This is a genomic window from Streptomyces spongiae, from assembly GCF_009377185.1.
GTDB classification, from domain to species: domain Bacteria; phylum Actinomycetota; class Actinomycetes; order Streptomycetales; family Streptomycetaceae; genus Streptomyces; species Streptomyces spongiae.
The window spans coordinates 1-12,103 of the sequence record NZ_VJZC01000298.1 but is presented as its reverse complement, the minus strand read 5'-3'; the positions used below and the strand labels follow the sequence as shown (position 1 = coordinate 12,103).

General features: G+C 65.1%; 16 protein-coding genes. 10 read left to right on the top strand and 6 right to left on the bottom strand.

The genetic code is table 11. The features are described from left to right. Positions 1–311: 311 nt before the first annotated feature. A complete protein-coding gene (locus tag FNH08_RS30990) occupies positions 312–563 on the bottom strand; it encodes a hypothetical protein (RefSeq protein ID WP_152774838.1) in 252 nt (83 codons plus the stop codon). On the opposite strand from FNH08_RS30990, the gene FNH08_RS30985 reads away from it, so the two are divergent. The 3 genes from FNH08_RS30985 (at position 564) to FNH08_RS30975 (ending at position 3,199) form a co-directional block, all read left to right on the top strand. Continuing rightward, a complete protein-coding gene (locus tag FNH08_RS30985; RefSeq protein WP_194238672.1) occupies positions 564–1,865 on the top strand; it encodes a hypothetical protein in 1,302 nt (433 codons plus the stop codon). It begins immediately after the preceding gene. Between the two features lie 82 nt (positions 1,866–1,947). Beyond that, entirely contained in the window at positions 1,948–2,418 is a 471-nt protein-coding gene (locus tag FNH08_RS30980) for a hypothetical protein (protein ID WP_152774837.1), read from the top strand. 217 nt (positions 2,419–2,635) lie between these two features. Then, a complete protein-coding gene (locus tag FNH08_RS30975; protein WP_152774836.1) occupies positions 2,636–3,199 on the top strand; it encodes a hypothetical protein in 564 nt (187 codons plus the stop codon). An 86-nt stretch (positions 3,200–3,285) separates the two neighbouring features. On the opposite strand, the gene FNH08_RS30970 is transcribed toward FNH08_RS30975, so the two are convergent. Continuing rightward, positions 3,286–3,639 (bottom strand): DUF4333 domain-containing protein, encoded by a 354-nt coding sequence (locus tag FNH08_RS30970; protein WP_152774835.1) that lies wholly within the window; start codon positions 3,637–3,639, stop codon positions 3,286–3,288. A 291-nt stretch (positions 3,640–3,930) separates the two neighbouring features. Here FNH08_RS30970 and FNH08_RS30965 point away from each other — a divergent pair, with 291 nt between their 5' ends. Continuing rightward, a complete protein-coding gene (locus tag FNH08_RS30965; RefSeq protein WP_152774834.1) occupies positions 3,931–4,656 on the top strand; it encodes a hypothetical protein in 726 nt (241 codons plus the stop codon). A gap of 78 nt (positions 4,657–4,734) precedes the next feature. Here the strand turns inward: FNH08_RS30965 and FNH08_RS30960 are convergent, their stop codons facing one another. The 4 genes from FNH08_RS30960 to FNH08_RS54120 all read right to left on the bottom strand — a co-directional run bounded on the left by FNH08_RS30960 (position 4,735) and on the right by FNH08_RS54120 (position 7,324). After that, positions 4,735–5,247 (bottom strand): hypothetical protein, encoded by a 513-nt coding sequence (locus tag FNH08_RS30960; protein ID WP_194238671.1) that lies wholly within the window; start codon positions 5,245–5,247, stop codon positions 4,735–4,737. A gap of 35 nt (positions 5,248–5,282) precedes the next feature. Continuing rightward, entirely contained in the window at positions 5,283–6,581 is a 1,299-nt protein-coding gene (locus FNH08_RS30955) for a putative T7SS-secreted protein (RefSeq protein WP_152774833.1), read from the bottom strand. A 19-nt stretch (positions 6,582–6,600) separates the two neighbouring features. Beyond that, positions 6,601–6,903: a hypothetical protein gene (locus tag FNH08_RS30950; protein ID WP_152774832.1), complete on the bottom strand. Its 303-nt coding sequence runs from the start codon at positions 6,901–6,903 to the stop codon at positions 6,601–6,603. Positions 6,904–6,967: 64 nt separating this feature from the next. After that, positions 6,968–7,324: a hypothetical protein gene (locus FNH08_RS54120; RefSeq protein ID WP_407704488.1), complete on the bottom strand. Its 357-nt coding sequence runs from the start codon at positions 7,322–7,324 to the stop codon at positions 6,968–6,970. A gap of 230 nt (positions 7,325–7,554) precedes the next feature. On the opposite strand from FNH08_RS54120, the gene FNH08_RS30940 reads away from it, so the two are divergent. The 6 genes from FNH08_RS30940 (at position 7,555) to FNH08_RS30915 (ending at position 12,041) form a co-directional block, all read left to right on the top strand. Next, positions 7,555–8,067 carry a hypothetical protein gene (locus FNH08_RS30940; protein ID WP_152774831.1) on the top strand — a complete coding sequence of 171 codons (513 nt, stop codon included), beginning with the start codon at positions 7,555–7,557 and terminating at the stop codon, positions 8,065–8,067. Between the two features lie 206 nt (positions 8,068–8,273). Then, positions 8,274–8,597, top strand: coding sequence for a hypothetical protein (locus FNH08_RS30935; RefSeq protein ID WP_228034465.1), 324 nt, complete (start codon positions 8,274–8,276; stop codon positions 8,595–8,597). 5 nt (positions 8,598–8,602) lie between these two features. Continuing rightward, a complete protein-coding gene (locus FNH08_RS30930) occupies positions 8,603–9,910 on the top strand; it encodes a hypothetical protein (RefSeq protein ID WP_152774830.1) in 1,308 nt (435 codons plus the stop codon). Beyond that, on the top strand, positions 9,907–10,644 hold the full coding sequence (locus FNH08_RS30925) for a hypothetical protein (RefSeq protein WP_152774829.1): 738 nt from the start codon (positions 9,907–9,909) through the stop codon (positions 10,642–10,644). The genes FNH08_RS30930 and FNH08_RS30925 overlap by 4 nt, the downstream gene beginning before the upstream one ends. Before the next feature lie 4 nt (positions 10,645–10,648). Next, positions 10,649–11,281 (top strand): hypothetical protein, encoded by a 633-nt coding sequence (locus FNH08_RS30920; protein ID WP_152774828.1) that lies wholly within the window; start codon positions 10,649–10,651, stop codon positions 11,279–11,281. A 136-nt stretch (positions 11,282–11,417) separates the two neighbouring features. After that, positions 11,418–12,041 carry a hypothetical protein gene (locus FNH08_RS30915; protein ID WP_152774827.1) on the top strand — a complete coding sequence of 208 codons (624 nt, stop codon included), beginning with the start codon at positions 11,418–11,420 and terminating at the stop codon, positions 12,039–12,041. Positions 12,042–12,103 lie beyond the last annotated feature (62 nt).

Below are 12,103 nucleotides of genomic sequence, written 5' to 3'. Positions count from 1 at the left end.
GCCACCCAACGAAATCTACACACTGCAAATCGTCGACAACGTCAGATGTCTATAAGAGACAGCGTTGCAGGTGGACTACGCGGTCTCCCTGGAGCGCTGGCATAGCCAGATCCCGGAGTACGGCATCCCTCCTGGCCGTCGTCATACGAGCCCTCTCGTGTGTCGTGTGCCGTCGACCTTGTAGGCCACCATGTAGCAGGTCACCCGAAGTCCTCTCGCGTCTTCTTCTGGCTGGCCGTCTCGGTCATGGCCATCCGCTGGTCGAAACCCCGACTCGGGCCGCTGGTCATAGGCCGACGGTTGCTTCGGTGTCATGCCAGGCGCGTTGGTGGGCGCGAACTCGTCGTAGGCACGCTGGATGGGCTCGTCCACATCCTGGCGCTGATGACCGGCGTGACGATCCCCTGCTTGATGCCATGCTTGGCCGCCTGATAGGCGGCGTGCCGAGCCAGGTCGGCCTGGTTGCCGGCCTCGACGCAGTCCACCTTGCCGCGGCAGCGGGCCAGCCCCTTCAGTTCATCCGACTCGGGCAACTTGCTGAAGATGCCGATGGACAGCTTCAAGTGCTGGATCCGGTGTCGTATCCGCTGGATCTGCTCCACATCTGGCTCGGTGTTGCGGGCATACGTGCGCAGCGCATCGCTCGCTACGCCAAATCCTTAACTCACGCGATCTCTCATGCAACGGCAATAAGACTCTCAATTTCAGGTCAAGACCCCGGGCTGTCAATGATCTCTACTGCTTCGATCGAGAGGCTTCACCATCGCGCACACAAAGCCGCCACCGACTACTTCACGCCACCGATGGAGGCGTACGCGGAGGACGGCACCCATAAGGGCGAGCTCTCCGAGATCCACGGCTCCGCCAACTACCTGGACTACCTCGTCAACAAGGACTACGACTCCTTCCCGGACATCACCGGCCACACCCCCGATGCCGTGGAGAAGTCCATGAACGACTTTCCCGATTCCCTGGGCCATGCCCTCGAAGCAGCCACCAACGGCCGCCCTTGGGACGGTGACCCCAACGCCAACTCCGCCCCACACACAGAGGAACAGGCCAATCTGGCCCGCCAGATCGTGGACAAGTTCGGTGGTCTGGGAGGCCCCGAACTCCTCAACGGTGAAGATGGCGCCCCCTATGAGGCCGCCCGCGACAGTCTCGGCAACGTGGCCGCCGAATACATGGGCGATGTCCAGCGAGCTGTCTCCACTCAGGAGAGCTTGCCTGTCTTCGGTTCTCCCGCGCAGCTCGACCCCGCGCACACCGAGGCGTTTCTTTCCCAGGTCGGCCAGGATCCGGACGCTTATGCGGCGATCACTGCATCGCAGCAGGCGTACACCACAGCCGAGGTCGACCGGGCCATGAACGCCGAGACAGACTCCACGGTGTCCGTCGAGGGGAGGGTGTCCAGCGCTGTCCGCCCGGGGGCGACTATCGCCGGCATCATGAGCGAGTCCCGCGCAGACGCGATCTTCGAAACTCACCGCGCACAGGACGCGGATTTCAACCAATCGGCGGAGACGGCCAACAAGTGGGTCGGTCGCGGCCTGGGCCTGGCCACTGGGGCCATCAGGGTCCCCGTCGTTGGCGACGCCGCAGGCTGGGCGATCGAGGACATCCAAACCAGCGTGATGGACAGCATCCAGCGCGACACCACCACCGAGGCGCAGGACGAAGCAGGCCGGGACTACACCAACGGCAACCAGGAGGCGCAGCGATCGGCACAGGCCGCGGTCGAACAGGCAGCCCAGCGCGGCAACTTCAGCCCGGACACCGTGCGTGACGTAAAGAATGCCGCGGCCGGAGAAGCTGCACAGAGTCACGGCACCGGGGCCAAGTGGGAGGACGCCCGCCATGGATGACTTTCGATGGATTCCGAAGCGGCCAGTATGGGGACTCCTGGCGTCGCTAATACTCCTGTCCGGATGTTCAGCTGAGCATTCGGTGGAGTACGACCTGCCGAAAGCCCTCTGCGGTGTTCCGGTGGGCCGGAGCACGATTGAACCGCTCTTTCCTCCGGGGAAAGAACTCACAGATGTGGGAGGCGAGCTCGCAGACGGTCAGGACCGGTCCTCTTGCTCCTACCTGGTGGACGGAAATGGTGCGCTCAGTTTTTCGGATCAGCGCTACCAGGAGAAACTGACAGTCCGAGATGTCCTCATGAAGACCGTCCCAGACAGCCAAGCCAAGGAGATCACCGTCGTCTCTTCCGGCCGCATCGCTGTGTACAGAGGGCATGTTGTGGGTGTAGCGGATTGCTCAGGGCTTCCGTCGGATGTTGACGGCGAGGAGGCCCAAAGCTATGCAATAACGGTTGGCATCGGAAAACCCAAGACTTGGCAGGAAGCACAGACCAAGCTCACTCAGTTCATGAAGAAGTTTCTTCCCGCGGCCGCGAAGGCAGAGGGATGCTGATCAACTCCCTCCCTCTGGGGCATGCGGGACGGCGGTTGCCATAGGTACGCCGTTCTGGCGGGAGGGGTGGGCGGTGGGCCCTCCGCGACGAGAAGGGCCCAGCCGTTGCCGCACCGGCAACCTGACAGTCGCCACTGCTCGTTATGTCGCGCAGGGCCTCCGTGACTGCGAGGAAGTTCAAGCGCATCGAGGTCCGGTTCGTGAGAGGTGGTACGACATGGGCGGATACCGGAGGCGCACGCCACCAGAATTCGGTTTGATGGCGGTCGTTTCTGCCACACTTGTTGCGTCCTGCAGCCCAGGTGAAGAGACCCGGGCATATGCAGTGCCCAACAAGATTTGCGGCATATCCGTCGCAGTCAAGCTCGTGCAGCCGCTCCTGCCGCCCGGACAGTCCATCGATGCTGGCACGTCGCTGACCGGTCCCGACGACACGCAGCGGTGTGCTGTGATGATCGATGACGATACCGCGGTCGAAATTAGCGGTCAGCGGTATCCCGATGCGCTGGGAGTGAAGGACATCGCCCTGAACTACCTCAACATTCCCGCCGACGAGCTCGGGCAGACGAACCCCGATGATTCAGTCATGGTGTGGGATTCCAAGGTTGTCGGCGTGGCAGAATGCACCGGCTATCCAACGGATGGAGCCGGCCGGAACACCAAGCGGTATTCCATCACTATCGAATCCTCCTACCCGGACGAGGCGAAGGCTCGGTGGGAGGCGCTGCAGCAGTTCCTCCCGCCATACCTGACAGCCGCTGCCCGCACCCTGGGCTGCTGACAGCTCACTGCGAGGCCCGCCGCCTCCGGCGAGAATCCTTTTGGCGATCCTCACTCGCGCGGGAGCAGGGCAGCAGGGTCCGCTTGTCAGTTCGGAGCCGGGGAAGCCTTGTCGTCGGCCTTGATGTCGAAGTTGATCCTGCCTCCGTCGACAGAGGAAACGGTGACTGTCACGCCCAGGGTGCTGCCGTCGTCCGCTGTGAGTGTGCAGCGGGTGGTGGTGCCGACCTTCCCGGTGAGGTCGTCGGGGCAGGTGATGTCCGGCTTCGGCCGGCCGGTCGTGGCGGCAAGCTTTTCGGCGACAGTGGTGGACAGCTTGTCCGCAGACAGTTTCGGCTCGGCCTTTTCAACGTTGACCGAGGCCGAGCAGCCGACGAGCAACGCGCCGACGGCTACGGCCGAGAGGCCGCAAGTTGCTGCGGACAAGCGAGCAGTGGCCATGATGGGTTCCATTTCGTGTGATCAAGAAAGCCAAAGCGCCGGAGGCACCTTTGGCAGGACACGCGACTGCTGCAGACTTGAGCTGGAACAGTAAGCGCTGCTGTCACGGAAAGCTCCGGGAGCACCCCAGGCTGCGCTCAGGAGATGGCGCACGTGAGAATGAATGAATATCAGGCCGTTCTGGGTATCCGACGCTGCAACATGATCCCTTCACCTTGTCTGCGGACGCCCTTCACCCGTGAAGGGCGTATGGTCCTATTTGCAGTCGCGCGTCCGCGATAATCTTGGGCCATGGAGCTGCTGGTAGGGATTCTCGTCAAGGTGTTGCTCTTCGCTTTCATCGCGGGCATGTTCACCTTGGTGATCACCATTTCCGTGCGGGGACGAAGGCAAGATGCGCGGATCAGGGATGAATGGGAGCAGATGGCCCAGATCGCTCCGGAACGTGGTTGGACGTACCATCCCTGTGTGCGAGGGCAGATCGATCAGTACGGTGGTATGGGCCCCATCATCTACAAGGGTGAGAATCAGGCCGCCTGGCACTACACCACGGGGGAGTTCCGCGGCCGTTCCTTCAAGTACTTCGAGTACCGCTACAAACGATCCACGGCGGACGGCGACGTCAACGACTTCGGGGAGCACAGGCGTCTCGTCATCAAGTCGGTCTTCGTCGTCATGGCGCCCGGCTCGGGGGCGTACATGGAGATCCTTCGTAGGAGCAAGCTGGGCGTGCTTGCGGATGGACGGCCCGGGAAGCGGGTCGAGGTACCGGAGTTCGACAAGGAATTCAGGGTCCTTGCCAACGATGAGGCATTTTTCCGGAATGTTTTGAGTGGTGACGTAGTGCCCTTCATGGTCGCAGACACACGGGCCAAGAAGTCCCCACTTCGGTTCCGCGACAACGAACTCATCACGTGGTACACGGGCACCCTGTCGCCACAGGCCGTCGACGAGAAGTTGAACTATCTGTGCGATGTGCTCGACCGGATTCCGGCTCAGGCTTGGACTGCTGCCTGAGCAACCAGACGCCTGAGTAGCCAGAATGCCCCTTGCTTCGGAGGGAAAGGTCCCCGGGGCTAGGGACATTCCGTTCGGCTACGCCGGAGATTCGTCGGCCGGGCGTACCGTCCTGATGAACTCCTTGAAGTCCTCGATGACCTGGCCGAGTTGGCTCGGCTTCGCAGTGAGGACGAGTTCGATGACGACGCGCTTCGAGGGGTCCTTGACGTCCTCCATGCCGAGGTACACCTGGCTCTGGAGCAGTTCCAGAGGCTCTCCCCTCAGGGTGGTGGAGAGGCGGAGGTTCTGAACCACGCCCGGGGCGTCCGTCAGACCCGGGGCGTCAGGGGTGCCCGCGTCGGCCTTCTTGATGACCTCTACGGACCCTGCCTGCTGCAGCCGCCGCACCGACTCGTCGGCGATCTGCCACATGCTGGCGCTGTCGTTGCGCATCTGCCCGGCGATGGTGATGTTCGCCGTGAACCCGTCCATGGAGGCGGGATGGAGCGCGACGAAGGCCACGCCAGGCGCGCCCACCTCGTCCGGCGGTGCCGCCTGCCAGCCGTCCGGCAGTGAGAACGAGATCTTGATCGGCAACGTGGTGGTCATCGTGAATCCACTTCCTTGATGAGCGTCAGCTCGGGCTAGAACCAGCTGCCGACCGTGCTGTCCCAGGCATCTCCGACGGCGTCAGCCGCGTCATCGGCCGAGTCGATCATCTTGCTGGGATCGATGGTGACATCAAGGGAGACCTTGCCGCCGATACCCAGACCGACTCCGACATCTCCGCCGATGGTGAACTTGCCGTCCTTCATGCCGAGGTCGGCACTGGCGGAGGCCCCCGCCCCGGCCCATGCCTCTCCGCTCACTCCGGCGCCGACGCCGCCCACATCGGCGGAGACCGACCCTGTGGCCTTGGCTCCGGCGAAGGCCTCCGCTCCGGCGTGCAGTCCGTCTTTGCCGGCGGAGAGGTTCGCCGAGGCTTCCGCGCCCGCAAAGGCCTTGCCCTCGGCCTGGGCTCCGGCGATGCCGTACTGCACACTGCCGTTCGCGGAAGCCTGCGCCAGATAGGCACTGCCCGAAACACCGGCCTGTAGTCGCCCGTTTGCGATGCTGGCAGTGGCGGATCCGTCCACCCCGAGTGCCGAAACCCCCACTCCGCCCTTCAGCGTGGCGCCACCCACCGTCGTTTCTCCGGGGGCACTTGCCGACCAGGCGCTGGCGCTGCCCGACCACTCGGCGAGCTTGATCTTGACGTCGGCTTTCTTGCCGGTGGCCGGATCCGTTGGATCGCCGTCCTCGGGCCCTGCGGCCTTGTCACGGATGAACCAGTTGCCGTTCTCGTCCTTGCCCCACACCTTCTCGGTGCGCCACTGGCCGTCTTCGCCTCTGGGGCGCCACCTCTCGGTCTCCCACTTCGCATGGGTCTGGGTGGTCTTGCCGACCCCGTGCTCGTCGGTCCACTGCTTGGCGTCCACCCAGTCCCTGGCCTCCGCGAGCCAGCCAGGACTGTCGGAGGAACCCCCCGCGAGGCCGTCGAGCTTCTTGGCCAACGCCGCGGACTCGTGCTGAAGTTGCTGGCGCGCGGCCTTCAGTACCTCTTCCGCCGAATCGCGTTGCCCGCTCTCCCATTGCGCGATCGCTGTAGCGGCCTGCTGCTGCGCCCAGCTCAGCAGGGAGGAGTACGAGGCGACTGCCTTGGCCGCCCCCGACATCGCGTCGGAAGCGAGGTACCAGTTGGTCTTCTCCTTGGAGAGGGTGGGCCAGAAGGCGTCACTTGCCTTACCGGTCCAGCCCGGGATGCGCAGGCCGCGGAGGCCGTCGCCGATTCCGTCGAACTTGTCCGACCAGCTGGTAAGGGCGGTGGTGAGCTCGCCAAGCTTCTCGACGTCTCCCGGGATGAGTTCCTTCGGGTCAGACGTCTCCCCGAGCGCGGCTGCCATGAATGCGGATTCCCCGTTCTTAACTCAAGTCCGACTTGACCGAGTTCACTGCGTCACGGATGGCGTCATCCGTTGCCGCGTAGTTGTTGCTGGCCGAGTTCAGCCCCTCTGCCAGGGTCGCCGCGCAGTCGGCGAGGAACTCGGCGCCCGACTGCCAGGTCGCGCAGAACGTCACCAATGCCGCGGCGGCTGAATCGGCCCCGAGTGAGGAGCCCTGCTTGGCCAGCGGCTCAAGGTCCACCTTTTCGGCCGACGCGAGGCATTCCAGAATGCCCGCAGCACCCTTCTTGAGGATCTCGGGGCTCACTTCGAGATCAGTCACCGCAAGATCCCCTTGTTAACTCCGCCTGTCCGCAGGCGTATTGACAACCAGCTTGCGGAAGCTATCACCAAGATCGGACACGGAGCCGCGCCCACACCACCCCTTCACGACTCCTGCCACGCAGTCGCTGGGCCCTCTCACTACGGCCACTGAGACTTTCCCAACGCTGGGTATTCCCGACCCGGTTGTGAGGGAGGAGCGGAGGTCGGCGAGTGGTCGCGCGGGCTGTGCAGCCGATCCGGCCGGGGTCGAGCGTGACGTAGTGGAGGTGCGCCTCCCGCCGCAGCCGCTCCAGCCCGTCGCTCTCACCGGCAGATGTTGTTCCGGCCTGGCGGGCCCGGGACGCCCAGCTGGTCAGGGTGGTCTCGTTGATGCCCAGCTCCTTTGCGACCTCGGCGGCCGTCTTGCCGCTTTCCGTCACGATCCGGGTGCTGTCGGCGAATCCTGCCGGGAGAGGGTAATTGGATTCCGAGTCCCAGTGACACGCCGTGCATTCGGCGTGTCACTGGGACTCCAGAGCCACTTGACGGCCTCTCCGCGCATGCGCGGACAGCATCCGATGTTCGTCCGGACGACTGCCCTGCTTCGTAGAGCGTCTCGCGCGAGCCGCAATCCTGAACCTGCGGCCCGGCCCCCTCATAGGTTGACCTCATGGGACTCTTCGACAAGCTGACCGGAACCAAGCACCCCGACGACGAGGTCGCCCCGCGATCCGCCGCTGAGGTGCACGCGGCCTTGCTCGGCGTCAACCAGCCCGATGCCCCGTACGTCATCCGCGGCGGCGCTGCGGAAGAGGCCGATCTGGTGGCGGAGTGGCGGGTGGCGGAGCCCGCCTGGCAGGCCTTCTTCGTGGCGTCGCAGCTGACTCGCGCCGTCCGGATGCGGATGCGCCTGGTCCCGGAGGACCAAGAGGTGCGCGTCCTCGAGGAGAGCTGGGAGGTCACCAGGGTCGGGAATCCGCCGCAGCTCAAGGTTTCAGGGGCGTACTCGCGCGGGCCCGACAGGACCGTCTCCAGCCGCTACAGGGTCAAGCGCGGAGATGGCGGCGGCCTTGAAGCGACGGAGACCTTTCGCTTCGACAGCTCGGAGTTGCGTGACCCCCTGCAGAGTGCCGTCCTCGAGTCGGGCTGGACGTGGCGCAGCGTGATCTTGGGCAAGCTGTGAGACCGCGCCAGCACGCAGCGGGGAGGTGGCGTTCGAAGGCGCGCTCGCAGGCACCGCCCGGTGGATGTGCCGCAAGCAAGCCAAGGCGCGCTAGCGCAGCGCCCCGCGTGTGGATTCTGTGCTCCCGGCACGGTTTGTTTGCCACTCCATGGCATGATCGGCCCATTCGACCGCCGGTTGTCGTTTGCCGATGCGACCGTCGAAACGTGAACGGGGAGGCCTGGGTGGGAGACCACTTCAAGACCGATATTGATCAGCTCGCGACTTTCACCAAGGACCTCAAGGACGCCAACGACTGCCTTGAGCAGGTGCGGACCGCCCTGCAGCACGTGCGGTCCGACGAGATCGGGACGCCGGAGTTGGACGAGGCGTGCGACGGGTTCCAGGAGCGGTGGAAGTACGGCAACGAGCAGATCAAGGAGCGCATCGACAAGCTCACCGAAGGCCTCCAGAAGAACACGGACAACTACCGCGAAGTGGAGACCTCCCTGGAGGAGAGCTTCAAGCGCGCCGCGGCTGCGGGGAAGTGATCACGGTGGCACAGAATCCATACGTGCACCTCGGGTGGAATCCGGTGCCGGGACAGCCGGGCGAGGTCGAGAAACTCCGCACCCAGCTCGTCAATTCGGCGAGCGCTCTGCAGACCGCCTATCAGAAGATCGACAAGCTCCTCGGCGAGTCCAGCTTCTGGGAGGGCGACGCCGCCGTTGGCTTCCGCGAGGCCCTCGACGGTGACCTGCCGAAGTACATGAAGGACGCCCACAAGTCCCTGACGCTGGCCGCCGGCCACCTCGGCAAGTGGCACGGCGGGTTGACCAGCCGCAGGGAACTGGCGCACAAGTACGACGTCGAAGCGGCCGACCACAAGGGCGACCTGAAGACCGCCAACTCCCGGCACGACACGGCCCAGAAGGATCCCGACCTGAAGCTCGCGGGGCAGACGTTCACCGAAGGCCCCGAGCTGGAGGCCGCGCAGGCCCGTCTCAACGCGGCCAACACCCGGCTCAGCGACGCCGTCACAGCCGTCAACAACGCGCAGGGCGCCCTGGACGAGGTGATGCGCAAGGCGCGGGAGTTGGAGAGCACGCACGAGGCGGATGCGCGGGATCTCGCAAAGAAGCTGACGGACTCCACGAAGGATCTTGCGCCCGAGGAGCCGGGGTGGTTGAGCCAGGCGCTCAGCTGGATCGGAGACAACCTCACCAACATTCTCAGTGTGCTGGCCGCGGTGGCGGGGTTGCTCGCACTGTTGTGTACGGGGCCGTTCGGGGTCGCGATGCTGCTCGTGGCGGCCGGAGCCAGTCTCGCCACCGCAGCCAGCAGGCTCGCCAAGCCCGAGGTACGGGCTTCCCTCGCGGACGGCTTCACGAAGGGCGAGTTCGACGCCGACTTCTGGGAGAACGCCGTGGGTCTCGCGGGTGACGCGGCAGGCGCGGTGCCGGGACTCGGGGCGGTCACGCGCGGAGCCAATGGGGCCATCAAATCGGCGATCCATGGAGGCGAAGCCGCGGGCGGAGCGCTCCAGTTCTTCAAACAATTCGGGGACAACACGTTCACTGCCGCCACCCGGATCTCGACTGCGGGTGCCTTCAACCCCGTGGGTGACTGGGTGGCTCGCGCTGCAGGCGGAAGCCAAGCCGTCAGGGCGGGGATGGACTACCTCTCGCCAGTGGCCGGTGTTGCCACATCCGGGTTCGGGCTTGCCTCCGACAACATCGACGCACTGAAGAGTGACGCGGGCAAGAACACGACCACTGGGGTCGACGGCGCGCGCTGGGGTCTCTTCGACGGCCCCGGTGCCCTCTCCACAGCCGTGGACACCTTCAAGGTGGTGGCACGGTGACTGAGGAAGCCAACCCGCCACCGCGGCTACTCATCGACGACTCGGCCCGGGACCCGAGTTCCAAGATCTGGTACGCGCTGCCCGGCGGCTACTTCGACATTCCGCTTGACGCCCTTGATGCCGAGCCCGGATCGGAGCACGAGACGCGTCTCGAGTACCTCATGGCACTCGTCGCCGGCTGTGCTCCCGAGGCGGAGCGCGACCGCTACGCCGGCATGGTGCACGACGTGCGGCACATGGTGCGGTACATGCGAAACGAAGGCATCATTGGCTGCTCGCTCGGCATGCACTACGCAGATGACGGCTCTTCCGCGGTCTCGGTCATCACCGTCGCGCTCAAGGACATCGAATGGGCCCCGCCCAAGCTCACGGCTGTCCGGGCGGTTTCGTCGCGTGAATGCCCGGAGAATGTCGGGCTGTTGACGCTGCCGGGAGGCCGTCCTGGCTCAGTGTCGGACACCCTGGTCACCGCGCCCGCTGTAGCTGGAACGGCGGCGCAGGAGCTCTATCAGTGCAACCTCTATGTTCCGGCTCCGTCGGGTTCGCAGCTCGCTGTCCTGACGCTGAGTACGGTGGCTGTGAACTCCCGCAAGCACTACCGCGGCTTGATGGAAAGCATTGCGCACAGCGTGACCTTCCAGGACCCCATGCCTGAGATCGAGCGCGCCGCACGGGGCGAAGGGTCTGACAGGGGAAGCACCATCAAGGACGACATTGCCGCCGACTTTGGATGACTCCATGAGACTGAGCAAGAACGCCGGGGGCTTCGATGGCCCTGTGGCCTGGGAGACCCCCGGGACTCGAGCTGCATTGTGCCGCTGGGCGGCGCGGCTTCTGGGCAAGATGCTCGGTTGGACGGCGGTGTGGCTGGCCTGGCTCTACGGTGTGGTGATCGCGATCTTTTCGGGAGGCGTGGCAGCCGTGGCGGCCTTGCCTCTGGTGGTGATCGCTTACCTCGTGGGTGCCCAGATCTATGGACTGTTCAAACTCTGGCGCATGTACCGGATCCTCACTGTCTATCCCTGGCGGCAGCAGCCCGACGGAGTCCACGCTGAACGGCGAGGGCCCAGGAGGGTGAAGGCAGTGTTCGTCCTGCCGATTCCGGACCAGCCGGAGAAAACAGAGTCGCCTGAGGAACATGGAGGGGTGTTCCGAATCTGGGACCGTGTCGTCCGCAAGGGGTTCCACGACGAGTTGTGGTACGCGGGAGACCCTCGCTTCGCTTGTGTGGTCGCCAGGCCTGGGCCGAAGACGCTGAGCTACGTCGCCCAGCCCACCGCGTACGACCTTCGCACCTCTCCCCGCCGCAAAGGCATCAGTCCTGAAGCCCGCCGTCGCGCTCGGTCCATCGGCGCCCGCGTCGCTGACTGAAGCGCACCCCGGTGGATCAGCCCGCAAGCCTCTGCCGTACATCGAACGGACCGTACGCGGGGACGAGCGCGACGGTGCTCCGACAGGGTCAAGGACAGCATCACGGCCGACTTTGGCCGACCGAGGTGAGCGACGAGTGAGCACCAACCTAAGCAACAAGGGCGGATTCAACGGTCCTGTGGCCTGGGACGGCCCCGGCACCGCCAGTGCCCTGTCCCGCTGGGCAGCAGGGCAACTGGCCAGGTTCCTCGGCTGGGTGGCGCTGTGGTGGGGGGCGGTGTTCGTCACTGTCGGGCTGCTGCCCGTGGGGGCCGTGGTGCCCATGGCGGTCGTGCTGGCCGTGCTCGGGTACAACGCCGTGATGTCCTTCATGAAGCTGTGCAGATTCGGGCGGATGCGCCGGATCCTGACGGTCTACCCCTGGCGTCAGCAGCCCGGTGGCGTTCAGTACGACGCACGGGGGCGCAAGGCTTCTTTCCTCTTGCCCGATCCCGACCGGCCGGAGAAGACGGTGTCGCCGAAACTCTCCGGATTCTTCTTCCGGCCCTGGGACCGCATCGCACGCAAGGGCTTCAACGGCGACCTGTGGTACGCGGGCGACCCCCGCTTCGTTTGCGTCATCGCCAAACCTGGCCTGACGAAGTTGACTTACGCTTCCCAGCCCACCGCGTTCAACCCCCGCACCTCCCCCCGCCGCAAAGGCCTCAGCCCCGAAGCCCGGCGCCGCGCCCGGGCCATCGGTGCGCGCGTCGCCGACTGAGGCAAGGAAGGCCGCACCCGTTCCCGGGCTGGCTGCCCTGCTACCCGAAATCCGCCCTGACC

Excerpts from the sequence above, each read along its gene's own strand:
- FNH08_RS30965 (WP_152774834.1), top strand. The coding sequence starts at position 3,931 with ATGGAGCTGCTGGTAGGGATTCTCGTCAAGGTGTTGCTCTTCGCTTTC.
- FNH08_RS30970 (WP_152774835.1), bottom strand. The coding sequence starts at position 3,639 with ATGGCCACTGCTCGCTTGTCCGCAGCAACTTGCGGCCTCTCGGCCGTA.
- FNH08_RS30920 (WP_152774828.1), top strand. The coding sequence starts at position 10,649 with ATGAGACTGAGCAAGAACGCCGGGGGCTTCGATGGCCCTGTGGCCTGG.
- FNH08_RS30955 (WP_152774833.1), bottom strand. The coding sequence starts at position 6,581 with ATGGCAGCCGCGCTCGGGGAGACGTCTGACCCGAAGGAACTCATCCCG.
- FNH08_RS30940 (WP_152774831.1), top strand. The coding sequence starts at position 7,555 with ATGGGACTCTTCGACAAGCTGACCGGAACCAAGCACCCCGACGACGAG.
- FNH08_RS30960 (WP_194238671.1), bottom strand. The coding sequence starts at position 5,247 with ATGACCACCACGTTGCCGATCAAGATCTCGTTCTCACTGCCGGACGGC.
- FNH08_RS30975 (WP_152774836.1), top strand. The coding sequence starts at position 2,636 with ATGGGCGGATACCGGAGGCGCACGCCACCAGAATTCGGTTTGATGGCG.